Origin of the sequence: Mixta hanseatica, assembly GCF_023517775.1 — a bacterium.
Lineage (GTDB): Bacteria > Pseudomonadota > Gammaproteobacteria > Enterobacterales > Enterobacteriaceae > Mixta > Mixta hanseatica.
Genome location: NZ_CP082904.1, coordinates 3387187 through 3404151 on the forward strand (window position 1 = coordinate 3387187; position 16965 = coordinate 3404151).

General features: G+C 53.3%; 17 protein-coding genes and 4 tRNA genes. 3 read left to right on the plus strand and 18 right to left on the minus strand.

What is annotated here, in order from left to right; all coding sequences use genetic code 11:
- Nucleotides 1–3: 3 nt before the first annotated feature.
- The 5 genes from rplS to ffh form a co-directional block, all read right to left on the minus strand.
- Nucleotides 4–351, minus strand: a complete 348-nt coding sequence (rplS, locus tag K6958_RS16140; protein WP_085070477.1) for a 50S ribosomal protein L19 — start codon at nucleotides 349–351, stop codon at nucleotides 4–6.
- Nucleotides 352–393: 42 nt separating this feature from the next.
- The gene (gene trmD / locus K6958_RS16145; RefSeq protein ID WP_249892061.1) at nucleotides 394–1158 is read right to left on the minus strand and encodes a tRNA (guanosine(37)-N1)-methyltransferase TrmD; all 765 of its coding nucleotides are present in this window, start codon (nucleotides 1156–1158) and stop codon (nucleotides 394–396) included.
- 35 nt (nucleotides 1159–1193) lie between these two features.
- Nucleotides 1194–1742 (minus strand): ribosome maturation factor RimM, encoded by a 549-nt coding sequence (gene rimM / locus K6958_RS16150; RefSeq protein WP_249892062.1) that lies wholly within the window; start codon nucleotides 1740–1742, stop codon nucleotides 1194–1196.
- A gap of 18 nt (nucleotides 1743–1760) precedes the next feature.
- Nucleotides 1761–2009 (minus strand): 30S ribosomal protein S16, encoded by a 249-nt coding sequence (gene rpsP / locus K6958_RS16155; protein ID WP_033739514.1) that lies wholly within the window; start codon nucleotides 2007–2009, stop codon nucleotides 1761–1763.
- A gap of 145 nt (nucleotides 2010–2154) precedes the next feature.
- Nucleotides 2155–3516, minus strand: coding sequence for a signal recognition particle protein (gene ffh, locus K6958_RS16160; RefSeq protein WP_249892063.1), 1362 nt, complete (start codon nucleotides 3514–3516; stop codon nucleotides 2155–2157).
- Between the two features lie 164 nt (nucleotides 3517–3680).
- Between ffh and K6958_RS16165 the strand changes: the two genes are divergently transcribed.
- Both K6958_RS16165 and K6958_RS16170 read left to right on the plus strand, forming a co-directional pair.
- Complete coding sequence (locus K6958_RS16165; RefSeq protein WP_249892064.1) at nucleotides 3681–4469, plus strand: cytochrome C assembly family protein; 789 nt, start codon at nucleotides 3681–3683, stop codon at nucleotides 4467–4469.
- A gap of 19 nt (nucleotides 4470–4488) precedes the next feature.
- Nucleotides 4489–5775 carry an HlyC/CorC family transporter gene (locus K6958_RS16170; RefSeq protein WP_249892065.1) on the plus strand — a complete coding sequence of 429 codons (1287 nt, stop codon included), beginning with the start codon at nucleotides 4489–4491 and terminating at the stop codon, nucleotides 5773–5775.
- Nucleotides 5776–5826: 51 nt separating this feature from the next.
- Here K6958_RS16170 and luxS read toward each other — a convergent pair whose 3' ends face one another.
- The 13 genes from luxS to pncC all read right to left on the minus strand — a co-directional run bounded on the left by luxS (nucleotide 5827) and on the right by pncC (nucleotide 15679).
- Entirely contained in the window at nucleotides 5827–6345 is a 519-nt protein-coding gene (gene luxS / locus K6958_RS16175; RefSeq protein ID WP_249892066.1) for an S-ribosylhomocysteine lyase, read from the minus strand.
- Nucleotides 6346–6493: 148 nt separating this feature from the next.
- Nucleotides 6494–8098: a glutamate--cysteine ligase gene (gene gshA / locus K6958_RS16180; RefSeq protein WP_249892067.1), complete on the minus strand. Its 1605-nt coding sequence runs from the start codon at nucleotides 8096–8098 to the stop codon at nucleotides 6494–6496.
- Between the two features lie 31 nt (nucleotides 8099–8129).
- Entirely contained in the window at nucleotides 8130–8555 is a 426-nt protein-coding gene (locus K6958_RS16185; protein ID WP_249892068.1) for a YqaA family protein, read from the minus strand.
- Nucleotides 8552–9118, minus strand: a complete 567-nt coding sequence (gene yqaB, locus K6958_RS16190) for a fructose-1-phosphate/6-phosphogluconate phosphatase (protein ID WP_249892069.1) — start codon at nucleotides 9116–9118, stop codon at nucleotides 8552–8554. The genes K6958_RS16185 and yqaB overlap by 4 nt, the downstream gene beginning before the upstream one ends.
- A 289-nt stretch (nucleotides 9119–9407) precedes the next feature.
- Nucleotides 9408–9484, minus strand: a tRNA-Arg gene (locus K6958_RS16195).
- A 79-nt stretch (nucleotides 9485–9563) separates the two neighbouring features.
- Nucleotides 9564–9640, minus strand: a tRNA-Arg gene (locus K6958_RS16200).
- Nucleotides 9641–9724: 84 nt separating this feature from the next.
- A tRNA-Arg gene (locus K6958_RS16205) sits at nucleotides 9725–9801 on the minus strand.
- A gap of 9 nt (nucleotides 9802–9810) precedes the next feature.
- Nucleotides 9811–9903 (minus strand) — tRNA-Ser (locus K6958_RS16210).
- 286 nt (nucleotides 9904–10189) lie between these two features.
- Nucleotides 10190–10369: a carbon storage regulator CsrA gene (csrA, locus tag K6958_RS16215; RefSeq protein WP_038624529.1), complete on the minus strand. Its 180-nt coding sequence runs from the start codon at nucleotides 10367–10369 to the stop codon at nucleotides 10190–10192.
- A 246-nt stretch (nucleotides 10370–10615) separates the two neighbouring features.
- On the minus strand, nucleotides 10616–13243 hold the full coding sequence (gene alaS / locus K6958_RS16220) for an alanine--tRNA ligase (RefSeq protein ID WP_249892070.1): 2628 nt from the start codon (nucleotides 13241–13243) through the stop codon (nucleotides 10616–10618).
- Nucleotides 13244–13380: 137 nt separating this feature from the next.
- Nucleotides 13381–13890, minus strand: coding sequence for a regulatory protein RecX (locus tag K6958_RS16225; RefSeq protein WP_249892071.1), 510 nt, complete (start codon nucleotides 13888–13890; stop codon nucleotides 13381–13383).
- Between the two features lie 123 nt (nucleotides 13891–14013).
- Complete coding sequence (gene recA, locus K6958_RS16230; protein ID WP_249892072.1) at nucleotides 14014–15084, minus strand: recombinase RecA; 1071 nt, start codon at nucleotides 15082–15084, stop codon at nucleotides 14014–14016.
- A 94-nt stretch (nucleotides 15085–15178) separates the two neighbouring features.
- A complete protein-coding gene (gene pncC, locus K6958_RS16235) occupies nucleotides 15179–15679 on the minus strand; it encodes a nicotinamide-nucleotide amidase (protein ID WP_249892073.1) in 501 nt (166 codons plus the stop codon).
- A gap of 394 nt (nucleotides 15680–16073) precedes the next feature.
- On the opposite strand from pncC, the gene K6958_RS16240 reads away from it, so the two are divergent.
- Nucleotides 16074–16961 (plus strand): dihydrodipicolinate synthase family protein, encoded by an 888-nt coding sequence (locus K6958_RS16240; RefSeq protein WP_249892074.1) that lies wholly within the window; start codon nucleotides 16074–16076, stop codon nucleotides 16959–16961.
- The last annotated feature ends 4 nt before the right edge of the window (nucleotides 16962–16965 follow it).

Here is a 16965-nt window from a genome sequence, read left to right on the forward strand (position 1 = left end):
CTCTTAGTTAAGGCGCTCTTTGATACGAGCTGCTTTACCAGTACGCTCACGCAGGTAGTACAGTTTCGCTTTACGCACGGCACCACGACGTTTCACGGTGATGCTGTCAATGACCGGTGAGTGAGTCTGGAATACACGCTCAACACCTTCGCCATTGGAAATTTTGCGAACAGTGAATGCAGAGTGCAGACCGCGGTTACGAATAGCGATAACCACGCCCTCGAATGCCTGCAGACGCTTTTTAGAACCTTCAACGACCCATACTTTCACTTCCACGGAATCACCCGGACGGAAAGAAGGTACGTCCTGCTTCATCTGCTCTTGTTCGATTTGCTTGATAATGTTGCTCATAATTAAATCTCTTATCCTGGGTAAACTGATCTTATCGGAAGGCTAACCTTCCGCATCATAGTTTTGTTGCGCGCTGAATTCCTGCTGGAACTCGCTAAGCAACTTTGCTTGCTCTTCAGTCAGAGCCAGGTTTTCCAGAAGTTCAGGTCTTCTAAGCCAGGTACGGCCAAGCGACTGTTTCAGGCGCCAGCGGCGAATCTCAGCATGGTTGCCCGACAGTAATACTGGCGGAACCTCCAGCTCTTCTAACACTTCAGGACGGGTATAGTGCGGACAGTCCAGCAAGCCTTCGGAAAACGAATCTTCTTCAGCTGACGCCTGCTTGCCCAGCACACCAGGTATAAACCGGGCGACTGAATCAATCAACGTCATCGCTGGCAACTCTCCACCACTGAGTACGTAATCCCCAATCGACCATTCTTCATCGATTTCAGTCTGGATCACACGCTCATCGATCCCTTCATAGCGGCCGCAAACCAGAATCAATTTCTGCTGCGTCGCCAGTTCGCAAACTCCATTTTGATCGAGTTTGCGCCCCTGAGGTGACAGATAAATCACCTTAGCGCCCTCTCCCGCCGCCGCTTTCGCTGCGTGGATGGCATCCCGCAAGGGTTGTACCATCATCAGCATCCCCGGACCGCCGCCGTAAGGACGATCGTCCACGGTACGATGCCGGTCGTGCGTGAAGTCACGCGGACTCCAGCTTTGGACGCTGAGCAGGCCATTTTTTACTGCCCGGCCAGTTACCCCGTAGTCGGTAATAGCGCGAAACATCTCTGGAAACAGGCTGATTACACCAATCCACATAGAGCACGCCGTTGGATTACCGTTTTGTTCGGAGGTCAAAAACCAGGATCCCAATCTACTTCAATGGTGCCGGTAGTGAGATCGACTTTCTTGATAACCTGTTCATCAAGAAACGGAATTAACCGCTCTTTCACACCGAACGCATCTTTCAGGTTTGCCTTAACGACCAGTACGTCGTTTGAGCCGGTTTCCATCAAATCAATGACTTTACCCATTTCATAGCCATCAACGGTGACTACTTTGCAACCCATTAGGTCTTTCCAGTAAAAATCACCCTCGTCCAGCTCCGGCAACTGCGTGGAGTCGACTAAAATTTCACAGTTAGTCAACTGGGCCGCCGCATCACGATCATCAATGCCTTTGACTTTGATGATGATGTCCTGATTGTGGTGCTTCCAGCCTTCCAGCTCAATCAACTGCCATTTACCGGCGCGCTGAATGAACCAGGGCTGATAGTCAAAGATGCTGTCGGCATCTTCGGTGGAAGAAAACACTTTGAGCCAACCACGAATGCCGTAGGCCGCTCCCATTTTTCCCAGCGTAACGGGATTAACGGGAGGCTGTGTGGCGAGTTGTTTGCTCATGCTAACCACCGTGACAGATTAAGCTGCTTTTTTAGCTTCTTTGATCAGCGCGTTAACGCGATCGGACAGCGTAGCGCCCTGGCCAACCCAGTGCTCAATACGGTCCAGGTCCAGACGCAGTGCTTCAGCCTGACCAGATGCGATCGGGTTGAAGAAGCCTACACGCTCAATGAAACGGCCATTGCGTGCGTTGCGGCTGTCAGTAACGACAACCTGATAGAACGGACGCTTTTTCGCGCCGTGACGTGCCAAACGAATTGTTACCATAACATCCTCTTCAGTTAATAAAACAACCGGGCCCCATCGAGGAACGGGGCCCGGGTGTCGTATAAAAAGCCCGAAAATTTTACTCATTTTGGCGCAAAAAGCAATCTAAACTAAGCAAGCCTTCGGTACTTTACAATGAAACGTCTTAACGCCCCGGAAAGCCCGGCGGCATCATGCCTTTCATTCCGCGCAGCATTTTCGCCATGCCGCCCTTTTTCATCTTTTTCATCATGCGCTGCATATCGTCAAACTGCTTCAGCATACGGTTGACATCCTGCACCTGCATGCCTGAGCCAGCGGCGATGCGACGCTTGCGTGAGCCTTTGATAATCTCAGGTTTTTCACGCTCTTTGCGCGTCATGGAATTGATCATCGCCTCCATCCGCACCAGCACTTTGTCATCCATCTGCGACTTCACGTTATCGGGCAGTTGCCCCATTCCGGGAAGTTTTCCCATCAGGCTGGCCATGCCGCCCATGTTGCGCATCTGTTTCAGCTGTTCCAGAAAGTCGTTCAGGTCGAAGCCGTCGCCTTTCTTCAGCTTATTCGCCAGCTTCTCAGCCTGGGCGCGATCGACCTTGCTTTCGATATCTTCGATCAGCGACAGCACATCGCCCATGCCCAGAATCCGCGAGGCCAGGCGATCGGGATAAAACGGCTCCAGCGCTTCGGTCTTTTCGCCGACGCCCATAAACTTAATTGGTTTGCCGGTGATATGACGAATCGAGAGCGCGGCGCCGCCGCGGGCATCGCCATCAACCTTGGTTAGAATAACGCCGGTTAGCGGCAGCGCTTCATTGAACGCCTTCGCCGTATTGGCGGCATCCTGACCGGTCATGGCATCGACCACAAACAGCGTTTCCACCGGATTAATCGCGGCGTGCACCTGTTTGATCTCATCCATCATCGCTTCATCGACGTGCAGACGACCGGCGGTATCCACCAGCAGCACGTCGTAGAATTTAAGCTTTGCTTCTTTTAGCGCGTTGTTAACGATATCAACCGGCTTCTGGTTGAGATCGGATGGGCAGAAATCGACGCCCACCTGCTGCGCCAGCGTTTCCAGCTGTTTGATCGCCGCCGGACGATAGACGTCGGCAGAAACCACCAGCACTTTTTTCTTGTGCTTTTCACGCAGGAACTTACCGAGCTTACCGACGCTGGTGGTTTTACCCGCGCCCTGCAGACCCGCCATCAGCACCACAGCCGGCGGCTGCGCGGCCAGGTTAAGCGCATGGTTTTCCGACCCCATCGCTTCAACCAGCTCATTACGCACGATCTTGATAAATTCCTGACCTGGCGTCAGGCTTTTATTTACTTCGTGCCCAACCGCGCGCTCTTTTACGCGGTTAATAAATTCACGCACTACCGGCAGCGCGACATCCGCCTCCAGCAGAGCCATGCGCACTTCACGCAGGGTTTCTTTGACGTTCTCTTCGGTCAGCCTTCCGCGGCCGCTGATATTGCGCAGGGTTTGCGACAATCGATCGGTTAAATTATCAAACATTGTCTCTCGCTCAAGATAAAACAGAGCCGCCTGGGCGACACAATGTGGCGGATTATAACACGAAGCATTGGCGATCTCTGCAATCGACAATGAGAACGTTTGGAGCAAACTCTGGCTGGCGCTATACTGCGTTTTTCTTCATCTTTCCGATATTTGACCATTCTATGTCTGCTTTTGCGATTCTGGCGCTCTTTGCCTACTCATTTAGCCTTGCTCTGATCATTCCCAGCCTGCTGCGGAATAACGGTGCCTGGCGACGCATGGCCGTGCTGTCGGCAACGCTGGCGCTGGCGGCGCATGCGGTGGCCCTTCAGCAGCGCATCTTCGTCAACGGGGCGCAGAACCTTAGCCTGCTGAACATTGGTTCACTGGTCAGCTTGCTGATCTGCATTATTATGACCATTGTCGCCTCGCGTAACCGTGGCTGGCTGCTGCTGCCGATTGTTTATAGCTTCGCGCTGATCAATCTCGCCTTCGCCACCTTTGTGCCCAATGCGTTTATTACCCATCTGGAAACCACGCCCGGCATGATGATCCATATCGGGCTGGCGTTGTTCGCCTACGCCACGCTGATTATTGCCGCGCTGTATGCGCTACAGCTGGCATGGATCGATTATCAGCTGAAAAATAAGCGGCTGGCCTTTAGCAACGATGTGCCGCCGCTGATGACGATTGAGCGCAAAATGTTTCATATTACCCAGGTTGGCGTGGTGCTGCTGACGCTGGTGCTCTGTACCGGCCTGTTTTATATGAAGAATCTCTTCTCTCCGGAGAACGTGGATAAAGCCGTGCTGTCGATTTTGGCCTGGTTTGTTTATATCGTTTTGCTCTGGGGACACTATCATGAAGGCTGGCGCGGCCGTCGCGTCGTCTGGTTTAACTGCGGCGGCGCGCTGTTGTTAACCATGTCTTACTTCGGCAGTCGCGTACTTCAGCACCTGCTTACACACTGATATATACAAGGATTTCGCGTTGGAACACGTTTCAACCACCACACTGATTATTACGCTGGTTGTGATGATTCTGGTCTCGGCTTACTTTTCCGGTTCCGAGACCGGCATGATGACCCTTAACCGCTACCGGCTGCGCCATAAAGCGAAAAACGGCAACCGCAGCGCACGCCGCGTGGAGAAATTGCTGCGTCGGCCAGACCGTTTAATTAGCCTGGTGCTGATCGGCAACAACCTGGTCAACATTCTCGCCTCGGCGCTGGCGACCATCGTCGGGATGCGCCTGTACGGCAACGCCGGCGTCGCCATCGCCACCGGCGTGCTGACGTTTGCGGTCTTGATTTTCGCCGAAGTACTGCCGAAAACCATCGCTGCCCTCTATCCGGAAAAAGTGGCCTATCCCAGCAGCCTGCTCCTGGGGCCGCTGCAGGTGGTAATGATGCCGCTGGTCTGGCTGCTAAACACCATTACCCGCCTGCTGATGCGGATGGTCGGCATCAAATCTGACGGCTCCATCAGCTCTGCGTTGAATAAAGATGAGCTGCGCACCATCGTTTATGAGTCCCGCTCGCTGATGTCGCGCCGCCATCAGGAGATGCTGCTGTCGGTGCTGGATCTGGAAAAGGTGAACGTGGATGACATTATGGTGCCGCGCAATGAGATCGTCGGCATCAACATCAACGATGACTGGAAATCGATCGAGCGTCAGGTTTCACACTCGCCACACGGCCGTATCGTCTTATTCCGCGACTCGCTGGACGACGCCGTAGCGATGCTGCGCGTGCGTGAAGCGTGGCGCATGATGACCGAGAAAAAAGAGTTCACCAAAGAGAACCTGCTGCGCGCTGCCGATGAAATTTACTATGTGCCGGAAGGCACGCCGCTTAATGTGCAGCTGGTTAAATTTCAGCGCAATAAGAAGAAAGTTGGGTTGGTGGTGGATGAGTATGGCGATATTAAAGGGCTGGTCACCATTGAAGATATTCTGGAAGAGATCGTCGGCGACTTCACCACCTCTATGTCCCCTTCGCTGGCCGAGGAAGTGATGCCGCAGAGCGATGGCTCGGTGCTGATTGAAGGCACGGCTAACGTACGGGAGATCAACAAAGCGTTTAACTGGCATCTGCCGCAGGAAGAAGCGCGTACCGTCAACGGCATGCTGCTGGAAGAGCTGGAAGAGATCCCGCAGGCAGGCACGCGCATCCAGATAGAGAACTACGCTATCGATATTCTGGATGTGCAGGACAATATGGTGAAGCAGATCAGGGTCACGCCGCAACAGCCGCTGAAATCCAGTATCGGCTCTTAACCTGCCAGGCATAAAAAAGGCCGCATACGCGGCCTTTTTTGTGCTTCACGCTTAGTGAATTTCCAGCTCTTTCAGCTTATCTTTCGGCAGCGCCAGCTCATCGTTATGGTTAACGCGTACGTCATGCTCAATGATATGACGTGCGATATCTTTCGCCTCATCCAGCGAGTGCATCTGGTAAGTGCCGCACTGATATTCATTCAGTTCCGGGATCTGATTCTGATCGTTGACCTTCAGCACATCATTCATCGCCGCTTTCCAGGAGTCGGCCACGCGCTGCTCGGAAGGCGTACCGATCAGGCTCATGTAAAAGCCGGTGCGGCATCCCATCGGAGAGATATCAATAATTTCTACGCCGTCACCGTTCAGATGGTTACGCATAAAGCCTGCGAACAGGTGCTCAAGCGTGTGGATACCGCGTTCCGGCATCACTTCTTTATTTGGCACGCAGAAGCGCAGGTCAAATACCGTGATGGTATCGCCATGAGGGGTGTTCATGGTTTTGGCTACGCGTACTGCCGGTGCGGCCATACGCGTATGATCAACGGTAAAACTGTCCAGTAATGGCATATCGTTACCTCAGCTAAAAAATTTTTTGTGAACGATGAAACTTTTCTGTTCGCCGTGCGTCTGAATAAGTGAAAGACGCGCATTTGTTATCATCATCCCTGACAACAGAGATGTTCATTTGGCCACAGTGATGTGGCCATTTTCTTTTTTATCCTTTCTTGCTCGCCAAAAACTCAGCAAAGCTCAGGTTATCCGCCGCTTCCAGTTCCAGCTGCGCATCACGCGAACGGCGCGCTTCCTGGGTGAAATCTTGCTCGGACAACACCTGTAGCGGCTCTTCCGTCAGTAGCTGTCGATACTGTTCGGCCAACGCCAATCCGGTTCCGCTGATGCCGTTATCTAACATCGTTTGCAGAATACGGGCAGAATAGGTTAACTCAGGATCGTCAAAAGAGGCGACCAGTCGATCGCACACCTGCTGGTAATCCGGCGTACCGGACTGACTATCAAGCACTTCCGCTACGCGTTTCAGATCGGCAAACAGCGCTTTGCCTACCATCGTTAACGGCTGGCGCGTATCGTCACAGCCAATGCCGATGGTCTGGCCCGGCTTACGGCCCTCAAGGATAACGCGATTCCAGTTCTGCCGTGCGCACTGCAGCTCGGCGCTGCTCATTTCCGGGGCGTCCGCCAGCGTACACCAGATCAGGAACAGATCGAGGAAACGCACCTGGGTTTCATCAACGCCAACTGGCGAGAACGGGTTAATATCCAGCGAACGCACTTCAATATATTCAATGCCGCCGCGCGCCAACGCATCGGACGGCGCTTCGCCGGAACGCGTCACACGTTTCGGCCGAATCGGCGCATAGAGTTCATTCTCTATCTGCAACACATTGGTATTCAACTGCAGCCAGCGCCCGTCCTGATCTTTGACGCCCATACGGGCATATTCTTCAGACGGGGTTTTGATCGCCTTCTTCAACGCCTCGACATAGCCTGCCAGCGTGTTAAAGGTAATGCCCAGGCTGCTCTGCGATTTGTTGGTGTAGCCCAGGTCGCTTAAGCGCAGCGACGTCGCGTACGGCAGCCAGAGCATGCCGCGCTCGTTCCGCTCAAAAGGCAGGCTGCTCTCTTTCCCCTGCAAGAAAGTCGAACAAACCGCCGGCGACGCGCCAAACAGATAGGGAATGACCCAGCCGAAGCGATAATAGTTGCGAATTAAGCGCAGGTAGCCGGCAGAGATAGCCTCTTTGCCGCTTTCCATATCTTTTACGCCGGCCCAGGCCTGCCAGAAAGAGAGCGGCAGCGAGAAGTTATAGTGCACGCCGGAGATGGTCTGCATCAGCGCGCCATAGCGGTTTTTTAAACCTTCGCGATAGAGGGTTTTCATCCGCCCAATATTCGAACTGCCATACTGCGCCAGCTGAATATCATCGCTGTTTTCAATCACGCAGGGCATGCTGAAGGGCCACATCCGCTCTTCGCCTAACTCGCGGGCGACGTGACGATGGATATCGCGTAAAAACGCCAGCAGGTGATCGATATCGCGATCGACAGGCGTAATAAATTCCAGCAGCGACTCGGCGAAATCGGTCGTAATCCATTTATGAGTCAACGCTGCGCCAAGATCCGCCGGATGGCCGGTTGTTGCGATTTTACCGTTTGACCTGACACGCAGCGTTTCACGCTCAATGCCGCGACCAATACCTTTCAGGGCGTCAGGGTGTGCTTCCAGCCAGGAAAGCGCCTGTGATACGTCCGGGATCAAAGTGACCTCCCGCTCAGAGAATAATTTATTTTTGTTTAGCATAATGTTAACCGTAGCCCCGATTCTGAATGAATCAATGCCACCACGCCATGCCCTGTAAAGTTGCGGTCGCGACCACTACGTAACGCAGAGTCTTTCCGATAGCCAAAAACAGCACTACCGGCAGCCATGAGAAACGCAACCATCCAGCCAGGACGCACAGCAGATCGCCAATCAGCGGTAACCAGCTGAATAACAGCGCTGCAGGACCAAACCGACGCAACCACGCCATTGCTGTGTTATGCCATCTCCCCTGCTTTGGCGGCAGTAAGCGGCCAATAACCACATTTGTTAATCCGCCGAGCGTGTTCCCCACGGCTGCGACAAAAATCAAACCTAATGCCGGCGTTTTCCCTGCCAGTAGTAACGTAACCAACAGCACTTCAGAGCTACCGGGAAGCAGCGTGGCGCTCAGAAAACTGCTGGCAAATAGCGAACCGTAACTCAGAATGTCATTCACAATAAGCGCACGTCTACCGCAGCCATACCGGCGGCATGCGCTGCCTGTAGACCGAAGTCGGCATCCTCGAACACCACGCATTTTTCAGGCGTGACGCCCATCAGCGCGGCACAGCGCAAAAAGGTGTCGGGTTCGGGTTTGTGGCGCGTGACATCATCGGCGCCGACGATAACGTCAAAATAGTGACGCAGCTGCAGATGCTGTAATAATGCATCGGCCATGGCATGCTCACTGCCGGTACCGACCGCCATGAGTTTGCGTCCGTGATACGCTTTTACCACATCGATAAGTGGCAATGGGCGGACGCTGTCAAACAACATAGTCTTAACGGCCGCCGTTTTTTCAGCTGCCAGCTGGAAAGGATCAAGTTCGGCCTGATGGCTGGCAATAATAAACTCTGCCACACGCCACGTTGGCGAGCCGTTCAGCCCAATCATCGCCTGTTCATCAAACGATAAGCCGTACCGCGTCAGCACCCGATCCCAGGCCTGACGATGCGTCGTTTCGGTATCAAGGAGGGTACCATCCATATCGAAAATCAGACCATCATAGCGATCGTACATATCCTCTCCCGGCAGTGAATAAATGCCCCATTACTTTAACGTAAAGTATGCAGGTTGTCGCCGGTAGCAGTGAACAGCAAATGCTTTGAATCTATTGATAAAATTAGGAATCAGAAAAAGGTCAGGGAGTTCAGGAACCTGGATGAGGCGATGCTAACGACAGGAAAAGAGAGAATGTGAAAATGGCAGGGGAAAAATCAACAGTTAAAAGGATTGAATAAAGAAGCGAAGCAGGAGAATAAATCAGAATAAAATGCAAGAACGTTAATCAAAACGGGAAAAGAAAAGATGGTGCATCCGGGAGGATTCGAACCTCCGACCGCTCGGTTCGTAGCCGAGTACTCTATCCAGCTGAGCTACGGATGCATCGGAAAAGCAGAGGGAACTGCAACTAACCTGAGGAAATACCTGAGAAGAAGTTAAACGCTAACGCCTTCAGAGAAGATGGTGCATCCGGGAGGATTCGAACCTCCGACCGCTCGGTTCGTAGCCGAGTACTCTATCCAGCTGAGCTACGGATGCATAACAAATTCTTGTATAACACAGGGTGCTGACAACTCACCGTGACACAGGCTGCTAACACTGTATCGATTTACTTCTTAGAGATGGTGCATCCGGGAGGATTCGAACCTCCGACCGCTCGGTTCGTAGCCGAGTACTCTATCCAGCTGAGCTACGGATGCATCATTAAATGGCGGTGAGAGAGGGATTCGAACCCTCGATGCAGCTTTTGACCGCATACTCCCTTAGCAGGGGAGCGCCTTCAGCCTCTCGGCCATCTCACCTTACGCGTTCTTGCGAACTGTGCTGCTGAACTTTGTTTCCGCTCATCGGCACTGCGTGGCGCACATATTACTTTCCCGGACTTATAAGTCAAACAATTTTTCCCAACAAATGTTTGATTGCACAAAAGCCACTCAATCCGCGTATTTTGCCGGCAAAAAGGGTGAATTATCAACAGCGAGCCAGGAGGGAGTTCACAATCAGGGGAAAACAGCAGAGAAAAAAGAGTGGGATAAAAACATTGCGCCTCGCTGTAATGAGAGCGAGGCGCGGGATTCGGTATAGCTTTTATTGCGGTTGGCTCTTTTCAGCCTGGATGCGCTGATATATTTCTTCACGGTGTACTGATACTTCTTTTGGCGCATTCACGCCAATACGAACCTGGTTACCTTTAACTCCCAGTACCGTTACCGTCACCTCATCGCCAATCATGAGGGTTTCACCAACTCGACGAGTTAGAATAAGCATTCTTTGCTCCTTGAAAGATTAAAAGAGTCGGGCCTGTCGGGTTCCCGGCATTATCCATCATATAGCGCTAAACGTAGATGATGACAAATACATCAAAGCATCTTGTCACGCTAATACATTCTGCTGATAGTTAGTTTAGCCGAAATCATTACCCTCAACCTGACTTTGTTATTACAGAGTGCGGATTGCATTAAAAAGCGCCAGCGGAGGGCATCCACGGCGCTTTCCACACTGCTTTGTTATCTCTTACAGTTTAGCCGACACCCAGGACTCAACGCTGGCCAGCGCAGCAGGCAGCGCCTGTGCATCCGTACCACCCGCCTGCGCCATATCCGGACGACCGCCGCCTTTACCGCCGACCTGCTGCGCTACGGCACCAATCAGCTCGCCCGCTTTCACACGGTCGGTAAGATCTTTTGTTACGCCAGCAATCAGAGAAACCTTCCCTTCTGCTACCGTCGCCAGAACAATTACTGCCGAACCCAGCTGATTTTTTAACTCATCAACCATGGTGCGCAGCAGTTTCGGATCGACGTTGCTCAGCTCATTGACCAACAGTTTCACCCCATTGATATCTTTGGCTTTGCTGCTCAGGGACGCGCTCTCTTGCGCTGCCTGCTGATCTTTTAACTGCTGTAGCTCTTTTTCCAGCGCGCGCGCATGATCGATCATAGCACGCACTTTTTCATTCAAATTACTGTTGTTGGCCTTAACCAGCTGCGCGATATCGTGCAGCTGCTCAGCCTGCGCGTTCACCTGCGCCAGCGCAGCCTCGCCGGTTATCGCCTCGATACGACGAATGCCGGCGGCCGTGCCTGACTCAGAGGTAATACGGAACAGGCCGATATCGCCCGTGCGGCTGGCATGCGTGCCGCCGCACAGCTCGGTAGAGAAGTCGCCCATCGACAGCACGCGTACGCGCGCATCATATTTCTCGCCAAACAGCGCCATCGCGCCTTTTGCTTTGGCCTCTTCGAGATCCATGATGTGGGTCTCAACCGGCAGGTTACGCCGAATCTGCGCATTGACGATATCCTCAACCTGACGGATCTCTTGCGGCTTCATTGCCTCTGCGTGCGAGAAGTCGAAGCGCAGATATTTATCATTAACCAGCGAGCCTTTCTGCGCGACGTGCGTACCCAGCACCTGGCGCAGCGCGGCATGCAGCAAATGCGTTGCTGAGTGGTTGAGGCGAATACGCGCGCGACGCGCTTCGTCAACCTGCGCATCCAGCCGATCGCCTACGCGCAAATGACCGGAGATCAGTTTGCCGGTGTGGCCAATCGCCTGAGCATACTTCTGCGTATCGCTGACGTTAAACTCAGCGTTAGCGCCTTTCAGCACGCCGGTATCACCTACCTGACCGCCGGATTCGCCATAAAATGGCGTCTCATCCAGCACAATCACCCCTTCCTGACCGGCGCTGATTTCATCAGCCGGCTGGCCGTTAACGTAGATAGCGGTGATAGTAGATTTCAGCGCCAGATTATCGTAACCCTTGAAAGAGGAAGCTGAATCGATACTGATGACATTGCTGTAGTCAGCGCCAAAGCCGCTGGCTTCACGCGCACGCTGGCGCTGACGCTCCATCGCCTGCTCAAAGCCCTCTTCATCAATCTTCAGATTACGCTCACGGCAGACATCGGCCGTCAGGTCTGCCGGGAAGCCGAAGGTATCGTACAGACGGAAGACGGTTTCACCATCCAGCGTATCGCCTTGCAGATTAGCCAGCTCTTCATCCAGCAGCGCCAGACCACGCTCCAGCGTTTTAGCAAATTGCTCTTCTTCCGTTTTTAGGATCTGCTCTACCTGCGCCTGCTGGCGTTGCAGATCTTCACCGGCGCTGCCCATCACCTCGATTAAAGGCCCAACCAGCTTATAGAAGAAGCTGCCTTTGGCGCCCAGCATGTTGCCGTGACGCACCGCGCGGCGAATGATACGACGCAGCACATAGCCACGGTTCTCATTGGAAGGGATTACGCCATCAGCAATCAGGAAAGCGCAGGAACGAATATGGTCGGCGATAACCCGCAGGGATTTATTGCTAAGGTCGCTGCTGCCGGTCACTTGCGCGACGGAAGCGATAAGCTTCTGGAACAGATCGATTTCATAGTTGGAGTTAACGTGCTGCAGCACCGCTGAAATACGCTCCAGGCCCATCCCGGTATCAACGGAAGGTTTCGGCAGCGGCAGCATGGTACCGTCTGTCTGACGGTTAAACTGCATAAAGACGATGTTCCAGATCTCAATATAGCGGTCGCCATCTTCTTCTGGGCTGCCCGGCGGGCCGCCATAGATATGGTCGCCATGATCGTAGAAGATTTCACTGCATGGGCCGCACGGGCCGGTATCGCCCATCTGCCAGAAGTTATCTGAAGCGTAAGCGCCGCCTTTATTATCGCCGATACGGATAATACGCTCTGCGGGCACGCCAATGTCATTGGCCCAAATGTCCCAGGCTTCGTTATCGGTTTCGTAAACGGTTACCCACAGACGCTCTTTCGGCAGGTTGAACCACTGCGCGGAAGTCAGCAGTTCCCAGGCGAAGGCGATCGCTTCTTTTTTGAAATAATCACCAAAGCTGAAGTTGCCCAGCATTTCAAAGAAGGTGTGGTGACGCGCGGTGTAACCGACGTTTTCCAGGTCGTTATGCTTGCCACCGGCGCGCACGCAGCGCTGCGATGTGGTAGCACGCGAGTAGCTGCGCTTGTCTTGTCCAAGGAAAACGTCTTTAAACTGGTTCATCCCGGCGTTAGTAAACAATAACGTCGGATCGTTATGGGGTACGAGGGAGCTGCTGGCAACAACCTGGTGTCCCTTGCTATGGAAAAAATCGAGAAACGTTTGACGGATCTCAGCAGTACTCTTGCTCATAAATATCCTGGAATACGCTAACGAAGGTTCTTCCCTTGGCACCGGGCGGGCGTTCCACACGGCTGCGTGAAGAGTTACCAACAAAAAGTGGGAATAAGATAAATTTTCTTCCGAGGGAAGTAAAATCCCATCTCGACTCAATCATCATTATTTCGATAAATCGACTGGATATCTTCCATAAAAAATCCTTTAGCCTGAAGATAACGTAGCACTTTAGATTTTTGCTTCCACTCCTGCGGCAGCGGCAGTCCGAATTTACGTTCGGCCGCTTCTAAAGCCTGCGCGGCCCAGTCGATTTCCGCTTCGCTCAGGGCGGTTTCCGCCAGCTCGCGGCTAATGCCCTTTTGCGCCAGTTCCATGCGGATACGTTGCGGACCATAGCCTTTGCGACCGCGGCTAACGACAAAACGTTGGGCGAAACGGACATCGTCCAGCCAACTATGCTCATAGCACCAGGCGACAACCTGCTCCAGCAGTTCCTCTGGAATCTCTTCAGCCGGTTCATCATGGCGCATCGCCGCACGGGCGGCGGACTGAGCCATCTTACGACGGAACTCGGCTTCGCTATGGTCGCGCATGGCAAGGATACGCGTGGCGCGATCCAGCAGACGTGCAAAAGTGACCGGAGTTGCGGGCTTGTCAGTCATTACGCTTCCGTCAGGTTGGTAGTAGGAGATAAGCGATAAAAAGCGAGGGTAGCGAGAATTACGGCAGGATACAAAGTATTAGAGCAAAAAACCCCGGGCAGCTGGGCTGACCGGGGTAAGAAATTAGAAGTCTTCGTTAGTTTCGCTAGCGGTATCTTCGTAATTCTCGGCTGGGACAGCCGCTTTACCTTCCTCAACAGGATTGTTCAGCAGCATGTCGCGCAGTTTCTGCTCGATTTCGTTAGCCACAGCGCTGTTTTCCTTCAGGTAGTTGCTGGCATTCGCTTTACCCTGGCCAATTTTATCGCCATTGTAGCTATACCATGCGCCCGCCTTCTCGATCAGCTTGTGCTTCACGCCCAGATCCACCAGCTCGCCGTAGATGTTGATCCCTTCACCGTACATGATCTGGAATTCAGCCTGTTTAAACGGCGCGGCGATCTTGTTTTTCACCACTTTAACGCGCGTTTCGCTGCCGACGACGTTGTCGCCCTCTTTGATCGCGCCGATACGGCGAATATCAAGGCGCACGGAAGCGTAGAACTTCAGCGCGTTACCACCGGTAGTGGTTTCCGGGTTACCGAACATAACGCCGATTTTCATACGGATCTGGTTGATAAAGATCAGCAGCGTGTTGGACTGCTTCAGGTTACCGGCCAGCTTACGCATCGCCTGGCTCATCATACGCGCCGCCAGACCCATGTGTGAGTCACCGATTTCACCTTCGATTTCCGCTTTCGGCGTCAGCGCCGCCACGGAGTCGACGATGATTACGTCTACCGCACCGGAACGCGCCAGCGCATCACAGATCTCCAGCGCCTGCTCGCCCGTATCGGGCTGAGAACAAAGCAGATTATCGATATCTACGCCCAGCTTTTTCGCATAAACCGGGTCCAGCGCGTGTTCAGCATCGATAAAGGCGCAGGTTTTACCTTTACGCTGTGCGGCGGCAATCACCTGCAGCGTCAGCGTGGTTTTACCGGAAGATTCCGGACCGTAAATCTCAACAATACGGCCCATTGGCAGGCCGCCAGCGCCAAGAGCGATATCAAGCGAAAGTGAACCGGTCGAGATGGTTTCCACATCCATTGAGCGGTCTTCACCCAGGCGCATGATGGAGCCTTTACCAAATTGCTTCTCAATTTGGCCCAGCGCTGCTGCCAGAGCCTTTTGCTTGTTTTCGTCGATAGCCATTTTTACTCCTAATCATGCCGGGGTAAAGCACGCCACAGTTGTGTGCAGTGCTCTCGTTCATTGGATGGTAATTATACTGTATAATCATACAGTATCAAGTCAAATATTTGAGAAAATCGTCATGCAAAATTTGTAGCGCGGTGGCGACCGTTTGCCGCCGCACCGCATCACGATCACCCTGAAATACAACGCATTTTTGTCGCGTTTCGCCCGTGGCTGCGGCAAAGCCGAACCAGACGGTGCCGACCGGTTTTTCCGCCGTGCCGCCATCCGGTCCGGCAATGCCGCTGACCGCAATAGCGAAGTCGGCACCGGCCTCTTTTAATGCTCCCTGGGCCATCTCTTTTACCACCTGTTCGCTGACCGCGCCCCACTGCTGCAGGCTGGCTGCAGAAACGCCCACCATCTGCTGTTTGGCATCGTTACTGTAGGTGATAAAAGCGCGTTCAAACCAGGCGGAACTGCCCGCTATATCGGTAAATACTTTAGCAATCCAGCCGCCGGTACAGGATTCGGCAGTGGTTACCGTTGCCTGCCGCTGTAGCAGCAGCTGTCCGTTAGCGGCGCTTAACGCTTTAAGTTGTTCGTCGGTCATCGTCTCGTCCCTGTTAGCTATATCATTCAACGTTAGCAATAAAGCGGACGCAGGGCGTAGCGTTTTTGCCGTTTCGCCTGAATAGCATGGTCATTTTACGAGGCAGGTTCCTGCGTTATATGCGGGCGGCGACCTGAGTTAGCAAGGTTACCCTGCGATATATTACCGCCGCAGAAAACTGCCGGTAGATTTAGTATGGATGCTTTTTCAGCGAAGGCTAAACGGGATAGCGCGGCGCGATAACACAAGCGCGTTGCGCTTTTTTCAGGAAAGCGGGTTAAGTAAAGACGAAAATTGAGATCGCGGTTGGATTATTGTGCTGCCTGCTGTGACACCTGACCAGAAAAGCAGCTAGTTTAAAACAACGTTTCAATTCCCGCCTGCGGAGAACCCTATGCAAACACAGCCTGCTTTTTCCGGCGTCTGGTGCCCTTCGGTCACCCCGTTTACCCGCGACAATCAACTGGATCTTCCAGCGTTGGCGCAGCACTTTGCGCGTCTGGACGCCTCCGGCATCGATACTTTATTACTGATGGGCAGCATCGGCGAGTTTGTTTCACTGACGCACGCGGAGCGCAAATTACTGATACGTGAAGCACGCAGCATGTCGCGGCTCAGCATGGTGGCCAATATTTCCAGCGGCAGTCAGAGCGAGATGGTGGCGTTAGCCCATCTCGCCTGGGAGAACGGTTACGATGCGGTTATGGTGCTGCCGCCCTGGTATTACGGCCAGACCCGGCAACAGCTGTTAACTTACTATCGCCAGCTGGATCATGAACTGGAAGGCAAATGGTTCGCCTATAACTTCCCGGCGCGCACCGGTTGCGATCTGGATGCGATGCTGGTGGCGGAACTGGCAGCGGAGTTGCCGAATTTTATCGGGATTAAAGACACTACCGATTGTCTGTCGCATAACCGCGCCTTAATAGAAGAAACCAAAAAGGTACGCAGCGATTTTGCCGTACTGTCCGGCTATGACGAATATCTGCTGCCGAATCTGCTGGCCGGCGGCGCGGGGGTGATCAGCGGGTTAAATAATCTGGTTCCGGCGATGTTTGCCGAAGCGATGCAGAGCTGGCGGGCCGGCGATTTGCCCGCGCTGGCGCAGTTCCAGCAGCGCATTGGCAAACTGATGGCGATCTATACCGTCGGCGATGACTTTGTTACCACCATTAAAACGGCGGTGGCGCGTAAACAGGGCTATATGACGTCGGTGGCGCGCAACAGCGGCGGGACGCTGAGCGAGGCGCAGTGCGAGGCGATCGATCTGTTGTTCAGCTAACAGC

Coding starts and splice junctions, on each gene's coding strand:
- yqaB (WP_249892069.1), bottom strand. CDS start 9,118: ATGTACGATCGCTATGATGGTCTGATTTTCGATATGGATGGTACCCTC.
- K6958_RS16165 (WP_249892064.1), top strand. CDS start 3,681: ATGTCTGCTTTTGCGATTCTGGCGCTCTTTGCCTACTCATTTAGCCTT.
- trmD (WP_249892061.1), bottom strand. CDS start 1,158: ATGTGGATTGGTGTAATCAGCCTGTTTCCAGAGATGTTTCGCGCTATT.
- luxS (WP_249892066.1), bottom strand. CDS start 6,345: ATGCCATTACTGGACAGTTTTACCGTTGATCATACGCGTATGGCCGCA.
- alaS (WP_249892070.1), bottom strand. CDS start 13,243: ATGAGCAAGAGTACTGCTGAGATCCGTCAAACGTTTCTCGATTTTTTC.
- recA (WP_249892072.1), bottom strand. CDS start 15,084: ATGGCTATCGACGAAAACAAGCAAAAGGCTCTGGCAGCAGCGCTGGGC.
- rimM (WP_249892062.1), bottom strand. CDS start 1,742: ATGAGCAAACAACTCGCCACACAGCCTCCCGTTAATCCCGTTACGCTG.
- rplS (WP_085070477.1), bottom strand. CDS start 351: ATGAGCAACATTATCAAGCAAATCGAACAAGAGCAGATGAAGCAGGAC.
- csrA (WP_038624529.1), bottom strand. CDS start 10,369: ATGCTTATTCTAACTCGTCGAGTTGGTGAAACCCTCATGATTGGCGAT.
- gshA (WP_249892067.1), bottom strand. CDS start 8,098: ATGCTAAACAAAAATAAATTATTCTCTGAGCGGGAGGTCACTTTGATC.
- pncC (WP_249892073.1), bottom strand. CDS start 15,679: ATGACCGACGAACAACTTAAAGCGTTAAGCGCCGCTAACGGACAGCTG.
- K6958_RS16225 (WP_249892071.1), bottom strand. CDS start 13,890: ATGACTGACAAGCCCGCAACTCCGGTCACTTTTGCACGTCTGCTGGAT.
- K6958_RS16240 (WP_249892074.1), top strand. CDS start 16,074: ATGCAAACACAGCCTGCTTTTTCCGGCGTCTGGTGCCCTTCGGTCACC.
- rpsP (WP_033739514.1), bottom strand. CDS start 2,009: ATGGTAACAATTCGTTTGGCACGTCACGGCGCGAAAAAGCGTCCGTTC.
- ffh (WP_249892063.1), bottom strand. CDS start 3,516: ATGTTTGATAATTTAACCGATCGATTGTCGCAAACCCTGCGCAATATC.